Origin of the sequence: Apibacter sp., assembly GCF_025291155.1 — a bacterium.
In the GTDB taxonomy this organism is placed as follows: Bacteria; Bacteroidota; Bacteroidia; order Flavobacteriales; family Weeksellaceae; genus Apibacter.
This window is the reverse complement of sequence record NZ_JAMBJZ010000013.1, coordinates 1-25,668: the sequence shown is the minus strand read 5'-3', so window position 1 is coordinate 25,668 and position 25,668 is coordinate 1. Positions and strand designations below refer to the sequence as shown.

Here is a 25,668-nt window from a genome sequence, read left to right as displayed (position 1 = left end):
TCATGTACAGAATCGAAAACGATTTGATAGGAGATTTAGAAGTTCCAGAAAATGCATATTATGGGATTCAAACTCAAAGAGCTGTAAACAACTTTCATATCACAGGAATAAAATTATCTAAATTTCCGGAATTAATTAAAGCGTTAGCTTATGTAAAATGGGCAGCGGCTGAAACAAATTGTGAACTAGGAGTTTTAGATGAAAATATCAAAAATGCAATTGTTAAAGCTTGTCAAGAAATCATAACCGGTAAATACGATAATGAATTTCCAAGCGATGTTATACAAGGAGGAGCAGGTACTTCTACCAATATGAATATTAATGAAGTAGTAGCTAATATTGCGTTGGAAATTATGGGACATAAAAAAGGAGAATATCAATTTTGCTCTCCTCATGATCACGTAAACCTTTCACAATCAACTAACGATGCCTATCCAACTTCCATAAAATTAGCAGCAATTAATTCCAATAAGGTATTGATTGATCATTTAAAACAGCTGATTGAATCTTTTCGTAAAAAAGGAAAAGAATTTATGCATGTGTTAAAGATGGGAAGAACCCAATTACAAGATGCAGTTCCTATGACTTTAGGTCAAGAATTTGAAGCATTTGCAGAAACTTTAAGTGAAGATGTAGAAAGGCTAACTCAAAATTCTAATTTATTTTTAGAAATAAATATGGGTGCTACCGCAATTGGAACAGGTTTAAATTCTATTCCAGGATATGCGGAACTATGTGCTCAAAAATTGTCAGAAATAACCCAATTACCATTTGTATCAGCAAAAAATTTAGTAGAAGCAACTCCGGATACAGGTTCTTATGTAATCTATTCCTCAGCATTAAAAAGAGTTGCTATAAAATTATCTAAAATTTGTAACGATTTACGATTGTTATCATCTGGGCCACGATGTGGACTTAATGAAATAAATTTGCCGGCTATGCAACCGGGTTCATCCATTATGCCTGGAAAAGTAAATCCGGTAATACCTGAAGCCATGAATCAAACATGTTTTAAAGTAATAGGAAATGATTTAACTGTTACTATGGCTGCAGAAGCCGGACAGCTTCAATTGAATGTAATGGAACCCGTTATTGCCTACAGTCTTTTAGAATCAGTTCATATATTGATGAATGCTATGGATTGTTTACGTATCAACTGTATTGACGGTATTACAGCCAATGAGCAACATTGCAAAGATATGGTGCTTAATAGTATTGGAATAGTTACTGCATTAAATCCATATATCGGATATAAAAACAGTACTAAAATTGCTAAAGAAGCTTTAACAAAAAATTTAAGTGTTTATGATTTAGTACTCGAGAACAAGCTTTTATCGAAAGAAAAGTTAGATGAAATATTAAACCCCGAAAATATGCTGGGGCCGCATAAGTATAAAGATTAATATATTAGAAAAAGCAACTGAGTAATCAGTTGCTTTTTCTTTTTAAGATATAAATCTATATAAATGTTGGAATATTAATGATAAGTATAATATAAAAAATATAAAAAACAGGAAGAATATAATTCAATAAGCAAATAGTTAAAAAATATAAGTCCATTTTGTTGGCATATTAATTGTGTTTTATATGGGGGTAGCTCTTTAAAGAGATAAAAATAATATTTTCATTTTTTTATCTTTAATTAACCTAGAAAATATTTATTAAAAAACAAGATATATGGAATGGATTTTAAAAACTATTCAAAACTCTCCTGAATTAGCTATCTTTCTCACACTAGCTTTGGGATTTGCAATAGGACAAATAAAAATTAAAGGATTCAGTTTAGGCGCAGTTACAGGAGTCCTATTAATGGGAGTATTAATAGGACAATTAGGGATTTCAATATCACCTACCGTAAAATCTGCCTTTTTTCTTATATTTTTATTTGCAGTAGGTTATAGTGTGGGACCTCAATTCGTACACGGTTTAAAAAAAGAGGGATTACCACAAATTGCATTTGCAGCTTTAGTATGTGTAGCTTGTTTATTAGTAGGGTGGGTAGCAGCTATTATAGCAGGTTTTGATGTAGGTAATGCAGCAGGATTATTAGCTGGAGCAAATACCATATCAGCAGTAATAGGAGTAGCTTCAGATACCATCAATCAATTGAGCATAGATTCCTCTCAAAAACAACAATTAATTAATCATATTCCTGTCGCCTATGCAGTAACCTACATCTTCGGAACAGCAGGTACGGCTTGGTTTTTATCCTCCATAGGGCCTAAACTCTTAGGAAAAGATGTAGTCGGTCAAACTAAAAAGTATGAAGAATCTTTAGGAGGAGCTATTCAAGATGACGATTCAAGCTTAGAGTATGCTTATGATGGAGCAACTTTTAGAGTTATTGAAGCAAGTAGTAATTATTTTGATCAAAAACGCACGGTAAAAGAGGTAGAAAAATTTCTTGTAAATAAAGATTGGCCGGTATATATAGAAAAAATACGAACTTCATCCAATAACGAAATTATTTCTGATCCCACTCCAGATACTTCTATTAATAAGGGAGATAAGATGGTTTTAAACGGCCCCTTAGAAACTATACTTTCCGATGAAAATTATGTAGGTAAGGAAGTCGCAGATTTAGAGCTGTTAGATTTCAAGGTTGAAAGTTTAAAGGTGATTGTTGCTAATAAAAAAATTATAGGAAAATGTCTTCATACTCTTAAATACAATAAAAATAGACATGGAGTAATCATACGTAAAATACATAGAGGAAAAACAACAATTCCCTTATTGAAAAATGTAACATTACAAAGAGGAGATGTACTAGAAATTGAAGGAAGAAAATCGGACGTAGATAAATTTGCTTCTTATTTGGGATATCCTGAAAGACCTACTAATGTTTCAGATATTTTATATATAGGATTGGGGATATTCTTAGGGGGCATATTAGGGTCATTAACTATTAGAACCGGTAATATCCCTTTAAGTTTAAGTGCCAGTGGGGGAGTATTGATCATGGGAATTATTTTTGGTTGGTTACGATCTTTACGTCCTACTTTCGGATATATACCTTCACCATCGATATGGTTGATGAATAATTTAGGGTTAAATATGTTTATTGCAGTAGTAGGAATAAATGCAGGACCCGATTTTATTTCCGGATTAAAAACAGCCGGAGTCAGTTTATTTATCGCAGGTATATTTGTTAGTATTGTACCGATGCTTGTAGGTATATTATTAGGAAGATATGTATTTAAATTTAATCCAGCCATAACTTTAGGAGCTTGCGCGGGTGCAAGAACAACAACAGCCGCACTCGGAGCATTAGAAGATACTTTACAAAGTAAAGTCCCCGCTTTATCTTATACAACTACCTACGCTGTTGGTAATACACTACTCATTATATGGGGGGTCGTTATTGTTTTGTTAATGAGCTAGCCATTGAACTTAAAAATTAGAAAATAAAAATTATAGAACAATGGATATATCTAAATTAAAAACTTCTCGCCATAAAGAACAACAATTAGAGCAGTTAAGCCCTTTTGAATTAAAGAATGATTTAATTAAATTAGCTACAGACCAACAGACAAAACCTGTAAGAACTATGTTAAATGCGGGACGAGGTAATCCAAATTGGGTAGCCACCGTCCCACGAGAAGCATTTTTTACCCTTGGGCGTTTTGGTATTGAAGAGTGCAAAAGAACCTTATATAAATCGGAGGGATTAGCAGGGATTCCTGAAAAAAAAGGTATAGGAAAAAGATTTGAAACATTTTTGGAAAAAAACAAAGATCAACCTGGAATAGAGCATTTACAAAAGACCTATAAATATGGAATTGAAAAACATAAATACGATCGTGATAGTTGGGCGCATGAATTAGCTGAAGGGATAATTGGAGACCAATATCCGAGTCCGGTAAGAATGTTAAAACATATAGAACCTATCGTACATGATTATTTAATTCAAGAAATGTGCGGAAATAATTCGCAAAGAAGCGGAAAATATGATATTTTTGCAGTCGAAGGAGGAACTGCAGCCATGTGCTATATATTTGATTCTTTAATGGAAAATTATTTGTTAAGGAAAGGAGATCATATAGCCTTAGGTGTTCCTGTTTTTACTCCTTATTTAGAAATACCAGAATTGAAAAGATATAATTTTAAAGTAACATATGTCCACGGAACAGGAAAAAATAGTGATGGCACTTCCAACTATCAATATCCGTATGAAGAATTGGATAAATTAGGGGATAAAACTATAAAAGCATTTTTCATCGTCAATCCAAGTAATCCGACTTCAGTTGAGATTTGTGATAAAAGTAGGAAATATCTTGTAAAAATCGTTAAAAATCTCAACCCGAATTTAATGATTTTAACCGATGATGTATACGGTACATTTGTACCTAAATTCAATTCATTAATGAATGAATTACCACAAAACACTCTTTGTGTATATTCTTTTTCTAAATACTTTGGGGCAACAGGATGGCGATTAGGAGCAATTGCTTTATATGAGGATAACATTTATGATAAGATGCTTAAAGCAATCCCCGAAAAAGAAAAAGCTAAAACTGCAAAACTATATTCCAGTTTAACACTATATCCTGAAAAACTTAAGTTTATAGACCGTTTGGTAGCGGACAGTCGTCAGGTGGCATTAAATCATACAGCTGGTTTATCTTTGCCGCAACAAATACAGATGATGTTATTTGCTTCCTTCGCTTTACTGGATAAGGAAAATAAATATAAAAAAGTCTGTACAGACTTAGTAAAGCATCGATTTAATTTACTTTGGGAAGGAATGAATATTCCTATAAAACCAGATCCGGAAAGAGCTTCTTATTATTGTGAAATAGACATTCACGAATGGGCGTCTAAAAATTATGATAAAGATTTTGTAACCTTCTTGGAAAAAAATTTTGAACCGGTGGATATACTCTTTAGATTAGCCGAAAAATCATCCATAGTATTATTGAATGGAAGCGGCTTTGCAGGTCCGGAATGGTCGGTTAGAGTTTCTTTGGCAAATTTAGATGACAAGGATTATAAAATAATAGGAAAAAAGCTTTCTGAAACAATGAATGAATACGTAGAGGCATGGAAAAGTACAAAAAAATAAAATCAAATATTAATTATAAATAATTTAACTATGAAAACAAAAAAATTAAAAAATTTGTTAAGTTTGTTTGTACTGCTTATATTTATGGCGGCAAACGCACAGTACAAACCTACTATTTACATTTTGGCTACGGGAGGAACTATAGCCGGTCAAGGGTCATCCTCTGTTACACAGGCATATAAACCCGGTTCTATTACAGTAGATGAACTTTTAAGTGCAGTTCCCTCCATCAAAGACGTTGCTAATATTAAAGCAGAACAAGTTGCCAATATAGGTAGTCAGGACATGAATGATGACGTATGGCTTAAATTATCGAAAAGAGTTAACGAATTACTTAGCCAAAAAGATGTAGACGGAATTGTGATTACTCATGGTACCGATACGCAAGAGGAGACAGCTTATTTCCTTAACTTGACGGTAAAAAGTAATAAACCGGTAGTTTTGGTTGGATCCATGCGTCCTTCAACAGCCATTGGCGCAGATGGTCCTAGAAATATTCACAATGCAGTAGCATGTGCCGCATCCGCAGAATCACTTGGAAAAGGAGTAATGGTAGTAATGGATGATAAAATTATAGGAGCAGATGATATTACCAAAACTCATACACTTGATGTTGGAACTTTTGAAGATCCTAATTATGGTAATCTTGGAATCATGTATAACGGAAAACCTATCTATACAAGAGAATCCGTAAAAAGACATACTATAAATTCAGAATTTGACATTACAAATATAAATAAACTACCAAGAGTGGAAGTTGTTTTAAGTTATTCTAATGCGAAGTCTTTATTTATAGATGCAGCCGTTAATGCAGGTGCAAAAGGAATAGTTACTGCAGGAGTGGGTAATGGAAATATTACAACCGATATGCAAAATGCATTAGTAAATGCGGTAAAAAGAGGAGTAGCGGTTGTTCGTTCCTCTCGTATACCTATGGGACCTACAGCACAATATGATGAAGTGGATGATGATAAATATGGGTTTACAGCCTCTTGGTATATAAATCCATATAAAGCTAGAATATTATTAATGTTAGCGTTAACCAAAACAAACAATTATAAAGAAATTCAAAGAATGTTTACAGAATATTAAAATGAAATTAAGTATTACGAAAAAAATCCTTTTAGCAGTAAGTTGTTTATTTTGCTTAGCAAACTACGGACAACAAACAGATTCAAATTCAGGAGACAACAATACTGTCAATAATGAATCATCTTTTAAATCTATTTTAGATAAGCTTTTGAAAGATGATCAGATGTTAAATATCATGCTTGATACGCGTATAGACTATCAAGCTACTTTTAAAGATAGTGAAACAGAAGAAAGTAGCTTTCGAGGAAATACAGTAAAATTATGGTTTGTTGGGGAAATAGTTCCAGGATTTCGCTACAGAATACGTCATCGAATAAACACACCTCAGAATCCTCTTTATAGAGACAATTATTCTTCAGCTACCGATCAAGCGTATTTTGAAATTGATGCAGGTAAACGATGGACTTTTAGAATTGGTAAGCAAGCCGTTCAATTTGGTACCTTTGAATTTGACTATAATGCAGCTGATTTATATTTGTATACCATGGCTTATAATGATTTGGATGCCTATAAAACAGGTGTTAATGTCGCTTATAATGCAGGAGGACAAACATTGAATTTTCAAGTTGTAAACTCTGATGCACCTCAGTTTTCAACTGAAAAATATAAAAACAAATCTTTAGCAGGAGTATTTTTATGGGAAGGTAGCTTGTTTAACAATGCACTTAAAACTCGTTATGGTTATGGAGCATTTCAACATGATGCAAGCAAATACTATAATTGGATAACTATTGGTAACCAAATTAATATTCAAAAATTTACAGCAGAATTAGACTGGTATATGGGAGATCGTGATATGAATTATGGAGATGTTGTTCAAAATGACTTAGGATTAAGACACGTAAGAGACAACTCTGTATCTGTTAATTTTAAATATGATTTAGGAAAAGTAAAACCCCTTATCAAAGGAGTGTGGAATAAAAGAAGAGATCAGTTGAATTCTTCTTCATATATAAATGGAGGAGTACAGGCAGCGGTTGAATATTATCCTTTTACAGATCCAGCATTGAAAGATTTAAGATTCCACGTTATGTATGCCTATAATAGGACAAATTTCAACGGAATATATAATGATTTAGATGGAATAAACGGCAATCAAATTATTGCAGGACTTCGTTGGTTCTTGAAAATTAAATAGATTTTTTATTTATACTTAAATATTTTGACTTTAAAGCCTTATAAATTTTTATTTATAAGGCTTTTTAAATTTTTCTCTTTTCTAAAGTAAAATAGTTTTTTATTTAGATTTTCCGATAACTTTTTACATTTTACGTATTATTTTACCGGTTGGCGTCCTCGCAAAACTATTTATATAAATTATTTCTTTAGGCTTTTCATACCTATTTGCATAATTAAAATCAAGGATCTGCCTTTCAAGTTCAAGATCTTTTTTTCCAGCTATTATTAACACTACTTTATTCCCTAATAAAGGGTCTTCTAAGGAAGATATGATAAAATCTGAATTAATAACTGATTTGAGCTGTTTTTCTACTTGTTCGGGAAATATCTTTATTCCACCTGAGTTAATCACATGATCAATTCTTCCTATCCATTCGAATTCGTTATCGGAAATTATGGAAACCAAATCATTTGTAATAATTTCTTCTTTCAAAAATGGAGTAAGAATACATAAGCATCCTCTTTTATCTATGCGCATTTTTGTATTCGGCATAAGTTTAAAAAAAGGTTTTGTATTATTGCCCGATACTTTTTTAAGGGCTATATGAGAAATTGTTTCCGTCATGCCAAAAGATTCGTAAATGTCCGTGGGTCGAGTTTTTAATTTGGATTGTAGTTGTGAAGATAGCTGAGCTCCTCCGATAATTAACTTTTTTATAAAAGAGAGCTTGTCTAATGAATTTTCGACCTGCATGGGCGTCATGGCAGAAAAAGTAAATTCCATTGTAATATTTTCCAAAGGATGAGAAACAGGTTTAATACAATAAAGATCGAGTTTCCATACAATAGCTCTAACCAGCATCATTTTTCCGGCAATATAGGAAGAAGGCATACAAAGAAGTGCACGATCTTTTACCTGTAAATGTAAAAATGTACCCGTCATTTTAGCACTTTGAATCATAGCTTTTTTTGAAAGCTCTATATTTTTAGGAATTCCGGTAGAACCTGACGTTTTGGTCGTAATTGTTGCGGATGGGGCATACCAATCTTTTAAAAAATCAATAATATCTTTCTGCCAACTTTCTTTACTAGGTATTTTGTCTATTTCAATCTGTTTTGAGAAATCCAAATGTATCATACGTAAAATTTCTATATAATTATATTGGCTAATTTTTATAAAAAAAGCTTACTAAATGTCTAATTTAGTTTAATAAATTCATCTAATCTAAATTATGAATAAATATTTATGTCTAATTATTTAATTCATTCTAAGAATAAGTTTTAAAACTTACATTTAGTATAAATTTTACTTGTTAATCAACAAGTAATGGAGCTGTAATTAAATAAATTGTAATGAATTTACCCACTATATGATGGTTAAGGATTATAAAAGAGATATTCACCTATTACCGATAAATTTGTTGGAAAATTATTGGTAAATAAACTTCCCGTCCCTAAACCTTGAGGCATATCTTTATTAAACAAAGCAGTCCACTGTGCAATAGCATTTAATCCAACATTAGATTCCAATGCAGAAGTAATCCACCAATCAATATTTTTGGCTTTGGCTATATCAATCCACTCTTGAGATCCATTCCAGCCTCCTATTAGAGAAGGTTTCAATATGATGTATTGAGGGGAAATATGTTCTAATGTTTTTTCTTTCTGATCTTTATAAAATTTTCCAATCAGTTCTTCATCTAAAGCAATAGGGGTAGGGGTATTGCTGCATAAATCAGCCATTTGATCTTCATGTCCGGCTTTAATAGGTTGTTCTATAGAATGAATGTTAAGTTTGGCAAGCTGCTCTAATACCTTTTTTGCTTCTTTATAGCTAAATCCTCCATTGGCATCAACCCTTAGCTCTAATTGATCGGCAGAAAATTCAGCACGTAAATTTTGTAGAATTTTATGTTCTTCTTTCCAGTTAACTCCGATTTTCAGCTTTATGCAACTGTAGTTTTGTTCGAGCTTTTGACGTATTTGTTCGCGCATAAAGTCTAAACTTCCCATCCAAATTAATCCGTTAATTTTAATTCCTTTTTTACCTTCAGTGAATTCCGAAGGAAAAAATAATCCATTTTTTTTACTTTCAAGTTGAGAAAATACCTGCTCGATTCCAAATTGAATGGAAGGAAACTCTTGACAATCATTTAGAAGAAACTCTTTTCCTTCATTGATGTGATCACACACCCATTGAAGTTTACATTCATAATTTACCTCAGCATCTGCACTTAATCCTTTAAAAAAACTGCATTCTCCAACATATTCGCCAGATGAATGTTGTACCGTTATGAAGTAAGTAAGTTTTGTATTTAATATGCCGCGGGAAGTACCGGCAGGTCGTTTAAATTGTAATTCGTAAGAATTGAAATTTGCTTTAATCATATAAAAATAATTATGAATACTAAATTATTTATCTTAACTTGAGCTGAATTTAATACTCAATCAAATAATTTTATTAACGCTAAAATTACAAATAATATGAAGAAAATTTTATTATTTTGGGCATTCTTGTCATCCACTTGTTTTTTCTATTCTCAGCTAATAGAAGTGCAGGAGATAGAAATAAAATCTATCCCTACAGATTATTATTCCCAAGCGTATGGTACGGGGTATGATTTAAAAACAAGTTTAAAGGAAATAATTAAACGAAACCATGCTCCAATCGGTTATAAAGGACTGTGGAATTTGTATAAGTCTAAAGATGCTTTTAGTGATAAATGGTATGAAAAAGATGGTACAATTTTAGATATTTATTCAGAAGTTCCAAATGGGATTGATCCATACAATTATCGTGTCGGAGTAGACCAATGTGGAAATTATCGTAAAGAAGGAGACTGTTACAACAGAGAACATTTAATTCCCCAATCCATATTTTATAAAAAAGATCCCATGGTGTCTGATGCTTTTCATATTTGGCCTACCGATGGAAAAGTCAATGCTATGCGGAGCGATTATCCGTTTGGTAAAGTGGGTGCAAGCACTTGGGTATCAAAAAATGGTTCTAAATTAGGAAATAGCGATAATACAGGATATTCTGAAGGATATAAAGGAATTGTTTTTGAGCCTATCGATGAGTTTAAAGGAGACATAGCTCGCGCTTTTTTTTATTTTGCAACTCGATATGAAGACGAAATTAGTTCTTGGAGTTTTGATATGTTTAATAGAACAAAAAATCAAGTGTTTACGGAAGCGTTTAAAAATATTTTGCTTACCTGGCATATGATGGATCCTGTCAGCGATAGAGAGATAGCAATGAATGAAGCGATATATAGTAAACAAAAAAACCGTAATCCATATATTGATCATCCGGAATGGGTAGAAATGATATGGGGAAAGATCCTTAAAAGTGAAAATTTTGAATATCAACCCAGAAACTTTTTGGAAATATATCCCACACTTTCTTCAGGAACGGTTTATATAAAATCTCAGGATGGTAAATCTTTAGTTAAAAAAGTAATGGTGTTTTCATTAAATGGGGTCTTGATGCAAACTATTGAAAATCATAGCAGTAACCTTATAATAACCGTTTATATTCCTAAATCCGGTAATTACATTATAAAGGCCGTGGGACATGACTTTGAAGTTAATAGAAAAGTTATAATAAAATAAAGATTAAAAGAATGTAAAAGAGGGTAAATTATTAATTTTACCCTCTTTTGTTTAAACAATATATGATTTTACCATTTACATAAAAAACACCGAAAGACTTCGAGCTCCTTGTGCCCCACGAACCATCACAGCACCGATGTCGGCTGTTGCTGAAGGTCCGAGCATAAAACAACCGTAATTGCTTTCCTGAAGATTTATTTTGGAATAGGCTTCATACATATCTCTAACCATTTTTTGCGGTTTTAATAAGATAATTAAATGCTGGGAAAGAAAACCTAAAGAAGTGACTATCATATCTTTTTCAGTCATCCACACCATACCATTTTCGGAAACTCCGAACTGCGCACGAATAATACCTACATCTACATTTTCTAATTGATGAGAATCAGTTAGAGGAGATAAGTCTTTGTTTCCTTGAAATTCAACTGCGGCAGAACAGATAACTTTTGCTTGAGGATGTAATTCTTTAATTTTGTTATTTCCTTCCTCAATTGAATTTATATCGTACCAGGTTCCTGCATTTGCAACTAAATTATCTTTAAATTCTTGTAATATATCTTGATTGTTTTTAGGAAATAAGGGGATTTTCGGATAAGGAAATTGAGTGCCCTGAGGCTTGTTTTTGCGAATAGCGTCTAAAATATGTTCTTTTGTACTAGTCATTTTTTTCTTTTCTGTTTTTAATATACCATTCTCTAAATGTATTTTTTGCCATAGAAAACATTTCACGTTCTTGAGTCCATGGATTTATATTGCTGTATAATAAAAAATCTGGGACTACAGGTAAAACTTTTTCAGCTGCCGCCTCAGTGGTCCTAAATAAGCGAGGATGTCCGAAAACGGTTCCTGCTGCCTTAAGTGCATATTTTCTATTAGAAGGCATATAGCCATTATCTACAACCATTTTTCTCCATTTATAAATTTGGCCGGAGATATCTATTTTCACCGGACATACATCGGAACAAGAACCGCAAAGGGTGGAATGATAGGGAAGTTCTTTATATTTTTCAAGGTCGAAAGTAGGACTTAGAATAATTCCTATAGGCCCGGAATAAGTAGATTCATAAGACAATCCGCCGCTTCTACGGTAAACAGGACAAGTATTCATACATGCACCGCAGCGTATACATTTAAGCGAAGTCCAAAAATCTTCCATCCCTAATCGCTCCGATCTTCCATTATCCGTAATAATGATATGTAATTCTCCATTTTTTCTGGGTCCGGAGAAGTGTGAAGTATATTGCGTTGCCGGAGTACCTAAGGCACTTCGAGATAATAAACGTATAAAAATACCTAAATCTTCAACTTTGGGAATAATTTTTTCTATTCCTATACTGGCTATGTGTAGAGGCGGAACAGAAGCCCCAATATCGGCGTTTCCTTCATTGGTACAAACAACAAAAGTACCGGTTTCAGCTATTGCAAAATTTGCACCTGTCATTCCGGCTCCAGCTCGTAAAAATTTGGGCCTTGCATTGTTTCTCATAGCCTCATTGAGTGAGTGAGCATCTGTATCGTTAGGATCCGTTCCAATGGTTTTTGCAAAGAGTTTGGCTATATCCTCGGTTGTTTTCTCAATAGCAGGCATAACAATATGAGCCGGGGGTTCGTGGGATAATTGTTGGATTCTTTCTCCTAGATCGGATTCAGTAACTTCAATACCTTTAGATTCTAAAAAGCTGGTCATTCCGCATTCTTCTTGTAGCATTGATTTGCTTTTTATAATTTCCGTTACTTTTCTTTCTTGTAAAATATTATAAACTATCTCATTATGCTCTTGCGCATCTCGTGCCCAATGTACTATTGCACCTCTTTTGGTAGCATTTTCAGCAAATTCACTCACGTATTCATCCAAATGAGATAGACTGTGTTCTTTAATTTTCGATGCTAAGACTTTCAACTCTTCCCATTCAGGTATGCTTTGGGCTATCCGATCGCGTTTTAATCGAGCATTCCAAAGGTTTTTATCATGCTCTTTCTCATGAATGTTATCTTGATTAATGAAATCTGCCGAGTTTTTTTCAATGTTGACAACCTTTTTTTTCATTTTTCTAGTTTAAAATGGACCTCCGTTAAGAACTTGTGCAATATGTAAAAAGGGTAGGTGGGTTACTCCGTTTTTTAAAGCAACTCCCTTTTGATGCATTAAACAAGACATATCGGGAGAAACCACATATTCTGCTCCACTGGTAATATAATCAGAAATTTTATCTTTGCCCATTTTCCCGCTTACTACTTCATCTGTAACGCAAAAGGTACCTCCAAAACCACAGCATTCATCTGGACGGCTCATTACCGCTAGTTCCAATCCCTTCACCATTTTTAATAAGTCTGCAGATTTATTATAAGGTGTTCCCATTATTTCTGAAGGCTTGGCTATGCCTAAGCCTCTTATTGAGCTGCAACTGTTATGTAAAGCTATTTTGTGATTGAATGTAACATCCGGTAATTCTTTAATTTGTATAATATCATGTAAAAATTCAACTAATTCATAGGTATTCTTCCTGACATGACAAACGTCTTCATTTTGTTCTAAATTATCAAAATGCATACGAACTTGTTTAACGCAACTTCCAGCCGGACCTACAATATATTCGTAATCTTTAAAATTACTAATAAAAAGCATTTCTGCTGCTTCCGCACTTTTATAATCTCCTTCATTAGACATTGGTTGACCGCAACATGTTTGTTCTAAAGGATATTCAACGTCCATTCCTAATTTTTCCAATAACTCCAATGTAGCTATTCCAACTTCGGGATAAATAGCATCTATATAGCAAGGAATAAATAAACCGATTTTCATAATAGATTTTCAATTTTATGGATAAATTTCTTATTTAAAATCATTCTAAATTAAAATAAATATTCAATTTATATTGTTTTCATAATTACGTTGTAATTAGTAGTCAATGCAAAGATTGTGCTTAATCAGATATTTTTGTCAAAATTTTTTTCAACTATCTTTGCTTAAAAATTATATTTCTGGTATTTACGAAATTGATTGGATAATATATGAAGGTAACGGATTCATTGAGCGGATTAGCTATAGAAAAAAAATATTTGTTGGCAGTAAGTGGAGGGGTAGATAGTATGGTTTTAATGCATCTATTTTATAATTCTCCTTATCAATTTAGTGTTGTTCATTGTAATTTTCAACTTCGTGGAGAAGATTCTTTGTCCGATGAAAAGTTAGTTCGGGAATATTGCTATGCTCGTGGAATTGAATTGTTCGTTAAATCTTTTGATACTTTAAAATTGAAAAAAAATAGAGAATCTATAGAAATGGTTGCCCGAAATTTGAGATACGACTATTTTAGGGAACTAGCCAAAGAACAATTATTTGATTATCTAGTCACTGCACATCATCTCAACGATAATGTAGAAACATTTTTTATTAATTTATTAAGAGGTTCCGGGAGTAAGGGGTTATCCGGTATGAAAAAGATTTCTGATTTTGTTTTAAGACCTTTATTATCTTTTCCTCGAAAAGAAATTGTAGCATTTGCACAAGAAAACTCTATTCCCTGGAGGGAAGATGCATCCAATTACACCTTAGAGTATTTAAGAAATAAAATTCGACATAAAATTATTCCCGAGTTTATGGATATAAGTTCAGAATTTCTAAGGCAGGTAGATAAGAGCATGAGTATTTTACATGAAACGCAATCTTTTATAGAATTTAAAGTGCAAGAACTGCAAAATGAAGCTAGCATTACCGTAGAAGAAGGAATAAAAATTTTTTCTTTAGATAAGCTTAAAAAAGCGGATTTTCTCTTATCTTACCATTTGCTTTCTCAATACGGTTTTACGAATAAAGAGGATTGTATCAACATTATAAATTCACATACAGGAAATATTTTTGAATCTAATACATTTAAAGTTTGGATAGATAGGGGAAGAGTATTGCTTGAAGAAAAGAAAAAAAATGTTTCTATAAAAAATTCGATTACTATAAAATCAATTCCGTTTATGATACAAGAACCTGTTGCTGTTAAGTTGTATGAGAAGAATATCAGGGAAAGTAATGCGAATGAGATTGTTGATTTGGATAAAATTGAATTTCCATTAACCTTAAGAAATTGGCAAAATGGCGATGTGTTTTATCCTATAAATGGGTTGGGAAAAAAGAAAGTAAGTAAATATTTAAAAGATTCTAAGGTTTCAAATTTCCAAAAAGAGAAAGTAATGGTATTGTGTAATAAATTAGGAGAAATTATTTGGCTGGTCGGATTTCGTCTAGATGATCGTTTTAAAGTTTCAGATACCAGTAAAAGATTTCTGCATCTATTCTATAATCTTTAAAACTTATTTACTTATTAATAGGTATAAATTATTCCTTATTAAATATAGAAGGTATTATGTTTGTATCTGATACTTGAAAATTTAAATAATAAAAATGTATTCTAAGATAAAAAATAAAATTCTATTTATAGTTCATTATTTAAGATATGATATCTGGAGGATAAACGGAAACGACAGTACTCACATTAAAACAATTTTTATAAATATTACTAAGGCTTTTTTATTGACCTTCAGAAATATTAATGGATCACAAATTAATACACGTGCGGCAGCTCTTACCTATAATTCTCTCTTATCTATTGTACCGTTGTTAGCCGTCTTATTTGCCATTGCCCGAGGTTTTGGTTTTCAAAACTTAGTTGAAACACAATTATTCCAATATTTTACGGGACAGAAAATAGTTCTTTCAAAGGCTATGCAATTTATAGACGGATCTATAGATTACGCCCAAGGAGGTGTATTTTTAGGAATCGGGATTGTAATTCTTTTCTATACTGTGGTCACTCTTCTCTCAAGTATCGAAGATAATTTTAATATAATCTGGAGAATTAAAAAAGGTAGAACGTTTTCTCGACAATTTACAGATTATTTAGCTTTAATCCTTATTGCGCCTTTATTTTTGATATGTAATGCCGGTTTATCTATATTTCTAAATTCAACAGCAAATATTAATATAATAGGTGCGGTCATTAACCCAATACTCAAAATATTGCCTTATATAATTATTATCTTACTCTTCACATTTTTATATATTTATATACCTAATACAAAGGTAAAGTTTAGCGCAGCAGTATTAGCAGGTATTGTAAGCGGAAGCTGTTTTCAGATTTTTCAAATGTTATATATTTCCGGACAATTCTGGATAGCCAAATATAATGCAATTTATGGAAGTTTTTCAGCATTACCATTATTGATGTTATGGCTTCAGCTGAGTTGGTTTATTTGTTTATTTGGAGTGCAATTATCTTTTTCTTATCAAAATGTAAATAAATTTAGTTTTGAAAAAGATATTTCAAATATAAGCAGGCGTTATAAAGATTTTATACTTTTAATGATTACCACACTTATTATAAAGAGGTTTGAAAGAGGAGATAAGCCATATACAGCAGATGAGTTGTCTGAAACTTTTAAAATACCTACGCGTTTAACTAATGATTCTTTATACTTTTTATTACAGGTAGGCTTACTTGCTGAAACTCCACTGGAAAACGATTTAGTAATTGCTTACATCCCGGCCATAGATATTAATCATATAACCCTCATTTATTTTTTAAATAAGATAGATCAATATGGTTCTGAAAATTTTAAAATAGATATACAGGGAGATATTAAAAATATCTGGAATAAGACTTTAGAAATAAGAACTATGATTTATGAACATGAAAAAAATACTTTACTTAAAGATTTATAGTTATTCTGATATATAAAAAAGTAAATTTTCTAAACTATATTCAACAATTGAAAATAATATTATAAAATTTTTATTCCTGATAGGCGCCTAAAGCAGGAGCGGAGGTTCTTGGGAATCCGTTAATATCTAGTGGAACGGATAATGCATAGGTTAAATTTCCTTTTCCTAATGCAGGTGAATCTTCAGTAAGACTAAGCAAACATTCAGAATAACCTGTTTTATAAAATAAAGGGTCTTTATTTAAAATTGTGTGTATAAAATTATTATCCGTATCGACATGAATAGAATTGCTATTATTCTTAATAAGATTCGTATCAAAAGAATAAAAGAAAGGAGCGTTGGGATTATTATCTATATAAAGACTATTGTAATTATTTACCCATAAAATACAGTTCTTAAAAGAAGCATTGAGTTGTTTATATTGGAGTTTTCCGGATTTCTGATGGGAGTTGGATAAGTAAACCGCATATCCTGCCCCGGCATTTAAATTCCAATAATTTGCAAAAGTACAATGGGTAAAATCATAATTTCCACCATATAGGGCTATCAAATCGGAAGTACCACAATTATTTAAGGCAAGATTTTTTCCTTCAACATTTCCTCCTATAGAATATATTCCTCCATATAGAAAATTATAAATCTTTGAATTTGAAATTATTAATTGAGCGTTGTCCTCTAAATAAAAAGCGTTATTTCCACCTTTGATTACGGCATGATTAACTTTTGCCAAAGAATTACGAGCTAATCGAATTTGATCCCAATTACCAGGAAGAGAATCATATCTGGATTCATGACGATCTCCACGTATAATTACCTCTTTATGTAAAGAGCCGTTTAAAGTAAGTACACTTCCGGAATCAATGAGTATAGATGCATTTTTATGAAGATATATTTTCGTTCCTTCGGAAACAGATAAGTTGGCATTATTTGTTAATTTTAAAGTGCCATATATTACTTTGGATTTTGAACTGTTCCAAAATAAATCATGAGATATTTCTTTAGTTCCTGATTTTGAAAAATAAAATTCTGCGTCTTCTATTAAAGAGAGTAATTTAACTTTTTGAGTATTTCCCATAGTATTGAAGATTAAATCCTCATCAGCCAAAGCTTCTGATGTGCTTATACCTTTGGGTGCTATTTCAATAAAAATATATAAACTGTCTTTAGAGCGTAAAGGAATGTTTTGAAAATTATTTGCATTCGAAGAATTACCCTCAAATCCGTCTACATTAATTTTAAATTGTGAAGATGAACCTTTTTCCAGATAAATTCCGGGAATCACCACATCATCATTTTGCTGATTATATACCTTGAGTACATAGGTTTCTGATCTTACAGTTGAGAATACGGTATCTAACATTACCGTGTCTTTGGAAAATCGAAGTGGCTTTGAGGCCGGATCATAATTATAATCATCTCTACATGAAAAAATTATAAGAACTAATAAAGATATAAATAGAAGGAACGATAATTTTTTCATATCAATTTATTTTTGCTAAGATATAAAGGAAATAATTCAATCTTTAAAATTTATATCCGACACTGAGGACCAAAGAATTTTGTCTTTTTTCCAATTTAAATTCTTCACCTGTATGTTTTTTTATAAACTTTGTTTCACTTTCATTAAATCCGAATTCATAACGGACATCAAAAGTAAGTTTGGCTAAATCGAATCCTCCACCTACCTGACCGGCAAGAGAAAAGTCATCTGTTTTAGTTTTTTTTATTCCTCTTAAAGAAATATCTTCATTTAAAGAAGTTGAAAATACAGGTCCAGCATACAATCTGATAACTTGCAGGAAATTAGATCCAAATAATAAAGGGATATCCAGTCTGTTGGAATGGGCGGTAAATTCTGTAGAATAGTTATAATCAAAATTTGTTTTCATGGATGAAAAATAAATTTCAGGTTGAATAAACCATCTTTCCATTTTTATACGGCTAAATAGTCCCGCATGCCACCCAATGTTATCAGTAGCTTTACTTTCTTTAATATTAGTTATAGTTCGTTTTAAATTGCCTTTATATCCAAAAGCCATACCTGCTTTCGCCCCAAATTCAACTTGTTGCGCAAACGAAACTATTGAAAAAAACAGTAAGAATAGTACTAAAAAATACCTTTTCATATGAAATGTTTTTTGCCTAATTTTTTTCAAAGATAATTATTATTTGTTACATTTGAAGAAGATTAAACCTAATAAGATAAGAACATGGAAATAATATATTACGGACATGCGTGTTTTGGATTTAAAACATCATCATCAACAGTCTTGGTCGATCCATTTATATCGGAAAATGAATTAGCAAAAGATATAAATATAGACGAAATTAAGGCGGATTATATTTTTTTGACCCATGCTCATTATGATCATATTTTGGATGTAGAGAGAATTGCTAAGAACAATAATTCTTCCATTTTGGCTAATCCTGAAATTACTGCACATTTTAAAAAATTAGGATTGAATGTGATTCCTATGAATATTGGAGGAGTTATGAAATTTAGTTTTGGTAAAGTTAAAATGGTGGCTGCGGTGCATAGCTCATCCTTTCCTGACGGAACTTATGGGGGATTAGCTTGCGGATACTTAATGAAAATGGATGGAAAAGTAATCTATGTTGCAGGAGATACTGCTCTTACCACAGATATGAAGCTGCTTCCATTTATTTACGGATATATCAACGTAGCAATCTTGCCAATTGGTAACTTCTATACGATGGGTGGATATGATGCTGTAATTGCAGCGAAATTTGTTAAAACTAAAAATGCTATAGCTTCCCATTATGATACTTTTCCTGCTATAAAAGTTAATAAAGATAAAACCAAGCATTTGTTTTTAGCAGAGGAAAAACGTTTAACTTTTTTATCTATTGGAGAATCTATAGATATTAGTAAATTTGAATAGTTTTTTAATCTTAATTAAAATTTTAATTATATAGAAAAAATTTTATTCGATAGAATTTAATTTTAAAAAAAATTATGAATAATAATTTATTGGAAAAATTTAATACACCTTTTGAAAGTATTCCTTTCGAAGAAATTAAGCAAGAACAATTTAAACCAGCAATAGAAAAGGCAATTGACGATGCAAAGAAAGAGATAAATGAAATAATTGAAAACACGGATCCTCCTAATTTTGTTAACACTATAGTAGCTTTAGAAAATGTTGGAAAAAAACTTAATATAGTTTCCTCTACTTTTTTTAATTTAAATTCTGCGGAGACTAATGATTATTTGCAAAGCTTAGCGGAAGAAATTTCTCCCCTATTGACTGAATTTGCAAATGATATTGTGTTAAATGAAAAATTATTTGAAAAAATAAAGATTGTTTATGATACTACATTAAAATCCAAGTTAAGCCAAGAAGAAGTACGGTTATTGGATAAAACCTATAAGGATTTTTCTAAAAACGGAGCATTACTTTCAACGGAAGATAAGGATACTCTTAGAAAAATATCTAATGAATTGGCAGTACTTTCCGTAAAATTTGGGCAAAATGTTTTGAAAGAAACTAACGATTATTTTCTCCATATTACCGATAGTAATGATATGGAAGGAGTTCCGGAATCTATTAAGGAGATGGCGCGTAATGAGGCTGAAAGTAGAGGTTTGGAAGGCTGGGTATTTACATTACATTATCCAAGTTATGTACCTTTCCTTACGTATGCAAAAAACAGGGAATTACGTAAAGAGATCTATACGGCATATATGCAGAGAGCCTGTAAGAATAACGAGTATAATAATGAAGAAATAATTCATAAGATAGTTAAATTACGAGGAGAGAAAGCCCAATTGTTAGGTTTTAAGACTTATGCAGATTTAATTTTACAAGAAAGAATGGCTGCTGCACCTAAGATCGTATATGATTTCTTATATGATTTACTGAATAAAGCAAAACCTTTCGCAGTAGAAGAAATCCAACAATTAAAAGAGTTGGCTGTACGAGAGGGAATTTCAGAGATTATGCCATACGATCATGCTTATTATGCGGAAAAATTAAGACAAGAAAAATTTTCGTTTTCCGAAGAAGAGCTCAAGCCGTATTTTCCATTAGATCAAGTGGTAAATGCCGCATTTGATGCTGCAAATAATTTATACGGATTAACATTCCATGAAAGAAATGACATTCAGAAATATCATCCGGAAGTTAAAGTTTATGAAGTAATAAATGATAAGGGAAAGCATCAGGCATTATTATATGCCGACTTTTTTCCACGTGCAGGTAAAAGAGCAGGCGCTTGGATGACTTCTTTTAAAGGACAGTTTAAAACATTAAGTGATAACGTTAGACCTCATATATCTATTGTTTGTAATTTTTCCCGTCCCAATGGAGAGATACCGTCTTTATTAACATTCACGGAAGTAACAACACTTTTTCATGAATTTGGACATGCTTTGCACGGCATTTTAGCAAACACCACATTTGAATCATTGTCAGGAACTAATGTTTATTGGGATTTCGTTGAGCTACCATCTCAATTCATGGAAAATTATGTATTTGAAAAGGAATTTTTAAAAACTTTTGCGCTTCATTATAAAACAGGAAAATTGCTAAAAGAGGAAAAAATTGATAAAATAGTAGCATCTGCCAATTTCATGCAAGGGTATCAAACAATCCGCCAGATAGGCTTAGGTTTATTAGATATGGCTTACCATACAAATGAATTAAAAGCAGAGGAAAGAATTGAAGATTTTGAAGTCAATAAAGTAAAAGAAACGCAAGTATATCCTCATATTAAAAATACCTGTATAAGCACTTCTTTTTCTCATATATTTCAAGGAGGATATGCCGCAGGATACTACTCATACAAATGGGCTGAAGTTTTAGATGCTGATGCTTTTGATTTCTTCAAAGAAAGAGGAATCTTTGATAAGGAAACTGCTTTAAAATTTGAAAATTTATTGAGTAAAGGAGGAACTGAGGACCCGATGGAATTGTATATTAGCTTCCGCGGAAGAAGACCTGAATCGGATGCTTTACTAAAACGCGCCGGTTTAATTCAGGATGCAAATTCATAATAAATAGAAACTTATAATAATAATAATGGTTTGATCTTTTTCAAGCCATTTTTTATAGATAGTAGAATTATATCACTAAAAGTCAATTGTTTTATGAAAAAATTATTGTTAAGATTTACCTCTATTCTTTAAAAAATTATCTCTCTTTAAATAAATTTATCTTTTTTTTAAAGCATCAAACCATTTGAAATTTTTGTAGGGTATATAGTGTTTCGTTTTGGCACCTAAACTCTTATTAAAATTAGCTATGCCCTGAATCATGGATCCTTCAAAATCGAATATTAGTTTTTGATTTGAGTATTTTTGAATTATCAAATCAATGAGATAGGCATAAGAATTTTTAATTTCAATTTCTTTAATTCTTACGGAAAGCAAATTTATAATTCTCCCTTTGGAAAAAATTAGCCATAAATAGACTGTAGGTATATGTTGTTCTCTATATACCGTATATTGTTTTAAAAGATTTCGATGATTTAATTCCAGTAAAAGTGAATTTAAAATATCTATTTGTGATTCTGAAAGAAAATTATGCAAATGGGTAAACAGAGTTCCTTTGATAACAGAATCTATATATCCTTCTTCAATTTCTATACTAGGTGAAAAATCATTTTTTAGAACTCTTTTTTTATTTTTATTATAATTATTTGAAATTGTTAAGTAATTAGATTCGAGATTTAGAATTTGATTATCTCTCTTTATACAATCTGTAGGAAAATAGGAAGTATTTTCTTCGTTAAAACAATAGCTTCTAACTCTGTATCTATTCAAAAAGGATAAAAAAAGGCTAAAGTTCTCAGCAGATATATTTTCTTTATAAAAAATACCTAGTTGTTGACAAAAAGTAGGTTGTACAACAAATTTCATTCCTAATTTCTTATGATAAGCAATAGGCATTACTGCTTCAAAATTGTTTAGTACCAATATATCATAACCGTCAGGAGAAACAATGTCCAAATACCATAATTCTGCATAGACTCTGTAATTTAAAGAATTATGCAAACAATTGGAATAATTCCTTTTATCAATATTTTTATGGTTATATATATGGATCATTCACTTTAACAATTAACTTTTCATACAATGATTTCCATGAGTTCCATTCTCCATAATCAGATAAGCTATCGTTATGAAAGATAGAGATGAATGTCCCATTTACTTTTTTTACGGAATTTAGTAAATCCCAAATTTTATTTTCTGCCTCCTCAATTGTTAAATTCATATAATTTTTTAACGTTACGTCCATCATGCAGAAAGGATAAATTTTTAAGTCTGTGATTTTATTGTTTTTTAAATCAAACCAGTAGAAAGGGGTACATGTTCCGGCACGAAATCCGATATGATCCTGAAAACCCATAGAAAAATCAGCGGTAATATGTAAATTTATGAGATTAGAATAAGTTTCGGGTAATGTAAGTTTGATGAAATGTTGTCGAGAGAATGAAATTTTTTGTTTCAAAAGTTTTTCCAACGCTATTTTTTCTTTTTTTAAAATTTCAAAATCTTTATTGGAATAATAGCTGGGGTGGAGACCAATAGTTGTGTATTCCTGCTTATCTAATTGACCAATGAGATTGCGATATGCTTTATTTTTTGGATTGTGATTGGTATCCCATTTGCTTCCCAAGCCAAAAGACACAAAATAAATGGTAGGAAATTCTAATTGTTCTATATAGGGATAAATATAATAAGGATCGGGTTTTATTCCTAATAATATTAAGGTTTGAAAGTATCCGTCTTTCCAACGCGAGGTAATAAGTTTTTTTCCAAAGGATTTTAAATTTCTAAACCAAGATTTATTCTTATAAAGCCAAGCATGATCAATATCAATGGTATTAATAAATTCAAATTTACGATTCTTACGTACAAGGGTAGGGAAATGATCTTTAAGTTGATTAAACAAGTCATAGGCAAATGTATCTATCCATGGATGAATTGGATCTATTTTACCATTGATGGAAGAAGATTGATAAGAAAATCTTTTATGTATATCTTCCCTATAAGGTAGATATTCCTCGTATCTTGAAAGTAAGTAAAATGTGGTTGCAAAAGGATCCTTTAAGATTTTGGTAAGATCTTGCATTTTAATATCGGTCTCGAATAGTAAATTGCAAGCCGAAAAATGCATTTCGTCTTTTATACTTAAGTTGGAGTAAGAAAATTTAGGTACGGCTTTACTATGATAATAATCTAGAGAATCTGTTAGTTGGAATTGAATTCCTAGGATTTGTTCGAAGATAAAGGAATATGTATAACGGATTCTTTCATTAATGTTGGGTACATAGATTAAAATCATATCCCAAAAATTATAATAAATTTTCATCAGCAAAACTAAAATAGGAAGTTTGGGTTACAATTAGATGATCCATAAGAGTAATATTCAATAAACTACCTGCTTTTTTAATTTCCTGAGTGATTTGTATATCAGAATTGCTCGGTTGTATATTTCCCGAAGGATGATTATGAGATATGATTAATGAAACTGCATTGAGTTCTAATGCATGTTTGAAAATAATTCTATTGTCAACCATTGTTCCTGTAATTCCTCCTTGAGAAATTTTTTCTTTGCTTACTATTTTATTGGATCGACTTAAATATATAACCCAAAATTCTTCAATAAGAAGGTCTCCAATTATTGGCTGAAGAATATTAAATGCATCTTTGGCAGAAGAAATATTTTCTTTTTTGAGTGCTTGTTGTAAAGATTTTCTTCTTCCAATTTCCAAGGAAGTAACTATTTCAATAGCTTTTACTTTACCGACACCGTTGAATTTGCATAAATCTCGTATTGAGAGCTTTGCCAATTCGTTCCAATTATTATTTACCGAAGATAAGATCCGTTGAGCTAGAATAATGCTGCTTTCTTGTTTAGAGCCGCTCCCCAGAATTATAGCTAAAAGCTCGGCATCTGATAATGATTGTTTGCCTTTTAACAATAATTTTTCTCTGGGTCTTTCTTCTTCAGCTAATGATTTTATATTCATATGAACTCATTTTAATTAGATTCCATCTTGAATATCCTTCTGAAGATATAATATTGCAGTGGATGATGGGGATGAGTCTTCCATAGACTGTTTTATAATTTCCTCTTGAATTTCTTTAACAGAGGATTCTTCCATGGATTGGATGGTGTTTTTTATTAATAGTTGTGTGGCATTTTTTGCTGATAGAATGATTTTCCAAGTATTAGGATTTATATATACTTGTTGAGCTAAATTGTGCTCAAATTCCGTTTGAATGGTTTCAATTAGATTATATTCATAAGATTTACTATCCTCAGTTGGAGCAACGCGTCTGATTAATGAGGCAGGTTTAATTCTTTCTAAAAACAAAGTCATTCGCTCATAGGCTTGCAATTTATTCGGTAAAATGTTTTCAGAATATTTTAAACGAAGTTCGAAATTTCTTCTTTCTCTTTCTGATTGAAAAAATTGGGTAAGCATAAACATAAATCCCCCTACGAAAATTACTAAAATAGCAAGGGAAATAATTAAAATTGAAATGTCCATAAAATTTAAATAAATTAGGCGGAGGCAAAAATACTATTTTATATTAAAAAAAACACCTAATGGGAAAGAATATTAAAAAAGTTTAAATTCTTTTTTATTGATACTAACATATTTAGATTTTGATAGTAAAAAAAGTTTAAAAAATATTTGGAGCATATGGAAATATCTTCTACATTTGCACTCACAAAATTCCTCCTTAGCTCAGTCGGTTAGAGCATCTGACTGTTAATCAGAGGGTCGCTGGTTCGAGCCCAGCAGGAGGAGCTAAAATTCAAAAGGTTACAAACTTAATAAGTTGTAACCTTTTTCGTTTGTCAAAAATTTGTCAAAAAACATTATATTTATTTTCTATATTTAAAAGAGACTCTGGTTAAATCTTAAACATAATTAAAAATAAAAAAGATGAGATTAAACTTAAACTCATCTCTATAAATTTCTTGAAAAATATTTCTTTCTTGAAAAATATTTCTTATTTGTTTAACAATTTCTCTATCAACTCATTCTTTTCATTTATCATTCTCTCATATAATTCATGCTTTTCTTT

The 25,668-nt window shown here is 31.3% G+C and carries 21 protein-coding genes and 1 tRNA gene; 11 read left to right on the top strand and 11 right to left on the bottom strand.

The genetic code is table 11. The features are described 5' to 3' along the window. Window positions 1-2 precede the first annotated feature (2 nt). The 5 genes from aspA (at window position 3) to M3Z80_RS02665 (ending at window position 7,292) form a co-directional block, all read left to right on the top strand. Entirely contained in the window at window positions 3-1,403 is a 1,401-nt protein-coding gene (gene aspA / locus M3Z80_RS02685; protein WP_459251436.1) for an aspartate ammonia-lyase, read from the top strand. A 274-nt stretch (window positions 1,404-1,677) separates the two neighbouring features. Beyond that, a complete protein-coding gene (gene aspT, locus M3Z80_RS02680; protein WP_293917311.1) occupies window positions 1,678-3,381 on the top strand; it encodes an aspartate-alanine antiporter in 1,704 nt (567 codons plus the stop codon). A 40-nt stretch (window positions 3,382-3,421) separates the two neighbouring features. Next, window positions 3,422-5,062, top strand: a complete 1,641-nt coding sequence (gene aspD, locus M3Z80_RS02675; protein ID WP_293917308.1) for an aspartate 4-decarboxylase — start codon at window positions 3,422-3,424, stop codon at window positions 5,060-5,062. 30 nt (window positions 5,063-5,092) lie between these two features. Then, on the top strand, window positions 5,093-6,154 hold the full coding sequence (locus tag M3Z80_RS02670; protein ID WP_293917306.1) for a type II asparaginase: 1,062 nt from the start codon (window positions 5,093-5,095) through the stop codon (window positions 6,152-6,154). Between the two features lies 1 nt (window position 6,155). Then, window positions 6,156-7,292 (top strand): porin, encoded by a 1,137-nt coding sequence (locus tag M3Z80_RS02665; RefSeq protein WP_293917304.1) that lies wholly within the window; start codon window positions 6,156-6,158, stop codon window positions 7,290-7,292. A gap of 123 nt (window positions 7,293-7,415) precedes the next feature. Here the strand turns inward: M3Z80_RS02665 and M3Z80_RS02660 are convergent, their stop codons facing one another. Then, complete coding sequence (locus M3Z80_RS02660; RefSeq protein WP_293917302.1) at window positions 7,416-8,411, bottom strand: AMP-binding protein; 996 nt, start codon at window positions 8,409-8,411, stop codon at window positions 7,416-7,418. Window positions 8,412-8,650: 239 nt separating this feature from the next. Then, window positions 8,651-9,658 (bottom strand): o-succinylbenzoate synthase, encoded by a 1,008-nt coding sequence (locus M3Z80_RS02655; protein ID WP_293917334.1) that lies wholly within the window; start codon window positions 9,656-9,658, stop codon window positions 8,651-8,653. A 99-nt stretch (window positions 9,659-9,757) separates the two neighbouring features. Here M3Z80_RS02655 and M3Z80_RS02650 point away from each other — a divergent pair, with 99 nt between their 5' ends. Next, window positions 9,758-10,888 carry an endonuclease gene (locus tag M3Z80_RS02650; protein ID WP_293917299.1) on the top strand — a complete coding sequence of 377 codons (1,131 nt, stop codon included), beginning with the start codon at window positions 9,758-9,760 and terminating at the stop codon, window positions 10,886-10,888. A 75-nt stretch (window positions 10,889-10,963) separates the two neighbouring features. On the opposite strand, the gene M3Z80_RS02645 is transcribed toward M3Z80_RS02650, so the two are convergent. Genes M3Z80_RS02645 through M3Z80_RS02635 form a run of 3 tightly spaced genes read right to left on the bottom strand, consistent with a single transcriptional unit; the run spans window position 10,964 to window position 13,691 of the window. Further along, a complete protein-coding gene (locus M3Z80_RS02645) occupies window positions 10,964-11,551 on the bottom strand; it encodes a LutC/YkgG family protein (protein WP_293917296.1) in 588 nt (195 codons plus the stop codon). Then, a complete protein-coding gene (locus M3Z80_RS02640; RefSeq protein WP_293917295.1) occupies window positions 11,544-12,935 on the bottom strand; it encodes a lactate utilization protein B in 1,392 nt (463 codons plus the stop codon). Before M3Z80_RS02640 ends, M3Z80_RS02645 begins: the two co-directional genes overlap by 8 nt. Before the next feature lie 9 nt (window positions 12,936-12,944). Beyond that, a complete protein-coding gene (locus M3Z80_RS02635; RefSeq protein ID WP_293917293.1) occupies window positions 12,945-13,691 on the bottom strand; it encodes a (Fe-S)-binding protein in 747 nt (248 codons plus the stop codon). A 209-nt stretch (window positions 13,692-13,900) separates the two neighbouring features. Here M3Z80_RS02635 and tilS point away from each other — a divergent pair, with 209 nt between their 5' ends. Both tilS and M3Z80_RS02625 read left to right on the top strand, forming a co-directional pair. Beyond that, window positions 13,901-15,190 (top strand): tRNA lysidine(34) synthetase TilS, encoded by a 1,290-nt coding sequence (tilS, locus tag M3Z80_RS02630; protein ID WP_293917290.1) that lies wholly within the window; start codon window positions 13,901-13,903, stop codon window positions 15,188-15,190. A 94-nt stretch (window positions 15,191-15,284) separates the two neighbouring features. Beyond that, window positions 15,285-16,601, top strand: coding sequence for a YihY/virulence factor BrkB family protein (locus M3Z80_RS02625; RefSeq protein WP_293917288.1), 1,317 nt, complete (start codon window positions 15,285-15,287; stop codon window positions 16,599-16,601). A gap of 70 nt (window positions 16,602-16,671) precedes the next feature. Here M3Z80_RS02625 and M3Z80_RS02620 read toward each other — a convergent pair whose 3' ends face one another. Together M3Z80_RS02620 and M3Z80_RS02615 are read right to left on the bottom strand one after the other, a co-directional pair. Next, window positions 16,672-18,081: a right-handed parallel beta-helix repeat-containing protein gene (locus tag M3Z80_RS02620; RefSeq protein WP_293917287.1), complete on the bottom strand. Its 1,410-nt coding sequence runs from the start codon at window positions 18,079-18,081 to the stop codon at window positions 16,672-16,674. Between the two features lie 43 nt (window positions 18,082-18,124). Continuing rightward, window positions 18,125-18,727, bottom strand: a complete 603-nt coding sequence (locus M3Z80_RS02615; RefSeq protein WP_293917285.1) for a porin family protein — start codon at window positions 18,725-18,727, stop codon at window positions 18,125-18,127. Between the two features lie 84 nt (window positions 18,728-18,811). Between M3Z80_RS02615 and M3Z80_RS02610 the strand changes: the two genes are divergently transcribed. Both M3Z80_RS02610 and M3Z80_RS02605 read left to right on the top strand, forming a co-directional pair. Then, the gene (locus M3Z80_RS02610) at window positions 18,812-19,504 is read left to right on the top strand and encodes a metal-dependent hydrolase (protein ID WP_293917283.1); all 693 of its coding nucleotides are present in this window, start codon (window positions 18,812-18,814) and stop codon (window positions 19,502-19,504) included. Between the two features lie 74 nt (window positions 19,505-19,578). Next, the gene (locus tag M3Z80_RS02605; RefSeq protein WP_293917280.1) at window positions 19,579-21,618 is read left to right on the top strand and encodes a M3 family metallopeptidase; all 2,040 of its coding nucleotides are present in this window, start codon (window positions 19,579-19,581) and stop codon (window positions 21,616-21,618) included. 156 nt (window positions 21,619-21,774) lie between these two features. Here the strand turns inward: M3Z80_RS02605 and M3Z80_RS02600 are convergent, their stop codons facing one another. From M3Z80_RS02600 to M3Z80_RS02585, 4 genes are read right to left on the bottom strand one after another with little or no spacing between them, the layout of a single operon-like run. Beyond that, a complete protein-coding gene (locus M3Z80_RS02600) occupies window positions 21,775-22,617 on the bottom strand; it encodes a hypothetical protein (protein ID WP_293917278.1) in 843 nt (280 codons plus the stop codon). 37 nt (window positions 22,618-22,654) lie between these two features. Next, a complete protein-coding gene (locus M3Z80_RS02595) occupies window positions 22,655-23,911 on the bottom strand; it encodes a polysaccharide deacetylase family protein (RefSeq protein ID WP_293917275.1) in 1,257 nt (418 codons plus the stop codon). A gap of 10 nt (window positions 23,912-23,921) precedes the next feature. Beyond that, window positions 23,922-24,599: a RadC family protein gene (gene radC, locus M3Z80_RS02590; protein WP_293917272.1), complete on the bottom strand. Its 678-nt coding sequence runs from the start codon at window positions 24,597-24,599 to the stop codon at window positions 23,922-23,924. Between the two features lie 15 nt (window positions 24,600-24,614). Then, window positions 24,615-25,124 (bottom strand): DUF7935 family protein, encoded by a 510-nt coding sequence (locus M3Z80_RS02585; protein ID WP_293917270.1) that lies wholly within the window; start codon window positions 25,122-25,124, stop codon window positions 24,615-24,617. Between the two features lie 190 nt (window positions 25,125-25,314). On the opposite strand from M3Z80_RS02585, the gene M3Z80_RS02580 reads away from it, so the two are divergent. Then, window positions 25,315-25,388 (top strand) — tRNA-Asn (locus M3Z80_RS02580). The last annotated feature ends 280 nt before the right edge of the window (window positions 25,389-25,668 follow it).

Excerpts from the sequence above, each read along its gene's own strand:
- M3Z80_RS02615 (WP_293917285.1), bottom strand. The coding sequence starts at position 18,727 with ATGAAAAGGTATTTTTTAGTACTATTCTTACTGTTTTTTTCAATAGTT.
- radC (WP_293917272.1), bottom strand. The coding sequence starts at position 24,599 with ATGAATATAAAATCATTAGCTGAAGAAGAAAGACCCAGAGAAAAATTA.
- aspT (WP_293917311.1), top strand. The coding sequence starts at position 1,678 with ATGGAATGGATTTTAAAAACTATTCAAAACTCTCCTGAATTAGCTATC.
- M3Z80_RS02665 (WP_293917304.1), top strand. The coding sequence starts at position 6,156 with ATGAAATTAAGTATTACGAAAAAAATCCTTTTAGCAGTAAGTTGTTTA.
- aspD (WP_293917308.1), top strand. The coding sequence starts at position 3,422 with ATGGATATATCTAAATTAAAAACTTCTCGCCATAAAGAACAACAATTA.
- M3Z80_RS02610 (WP_293917283.1), top strand. The coding sequence starts at position 18,812 with ATGGAAATAATATATTACGGACATGCGTGTTTTGGATTTAAAACATCA.
- M3Z80_RS02640 (WP_293917295.1), bottom strand. The coding sequence starts at position 12,935 with ATGAAAAAAAAGGTTGTCAACATTGAAAAAAACTCGGCAGATTTCATT.
- M3Z80_RS02660 (WP_293917302.1), bottom strand. The coding sequence starts at position 8,411 with ATGATACATTTGGATTTCTCAAAACAGATTGAAATAGACAAAATACCT.
- M3Z80_RS02595 (WP_293917275.1), bottom strand. The coding sequence starts at position 23,911 with ATGATTTTAATCTATGTACCCAACATTAATGAAAGAATCCGTTATACA.
- tilS (WP_293917290.1), top strand. The coding sequence starts at position 13,901 with ATGAAGGTAACGGATTCATTGAGCGGATTAGCTATAGAAAAAAAATAT.
- M3Z80_RS02620 (WP_293917287.1), bottom strand. The coding sequence starts at position 18,081 with ATGAAAAAATTATCGTTCCTTCTATTTATATCTTTATTAGTTCTTATA.
- aspA (WP_459251436.1), top strand. The coding sequence starts at position 3 with ATGTACAGAATCGAAAACGATTTGATAGGAGATTTAGAAGTTCCAGAA.
- M3Z80_RS02585 (WP_293917270.1), bottom strand. The coding sequence starts at position 25,124 with ATGGACATTTCAATTTTAATTATTTCCCTTGCTATTTTAGTAATTTTC.
- M3Z80_RS02645 (WP_293917296.1), bottom strand. The coding sequence starts at position 11,551 with ATGACTAGTACAAAAGAACATATTTTAGACGCTATTCGCAAAAACAAG.
- M3Z80_RS02635 (WP_293917293.1), bottom strand. The coding sequence starts at position 13,691 with ATGAAAATCGGTTTATTTATTCCTTGCTATATAGATGCTATTTATCCC.
- M3Z80_RS02650 (WP_293917299.1), top strand. The coding sequence starts at position 9,758 with ATGAAGAAAATTTTATTATTTTGGGCATTCTTGTCATCCACTTGTTTT.
- M3Z80_RS02625 (WP_293917288.1), top strand. The coding sequence starts at position 15,285 with ATGTATTCTAAGATAAAAAATAAAATTCTATTTATAGTTCATTATTTA.
- M3Z80_RS02605 (WP_293917280.1), top strand. The coding sequence starts at position 19,579 with ATGAATAATAATTTATTGGAAAAATTTAATACACCTTTTGAAAGTATT.
- M3Z80_RS02670 (WP_293917306.1), top strand. The coding sequence starts at position 5,093 with ATGAAAACAAAAAAATTAAAAAATTTGTTAAGTTTGTTTGTACTGCTT.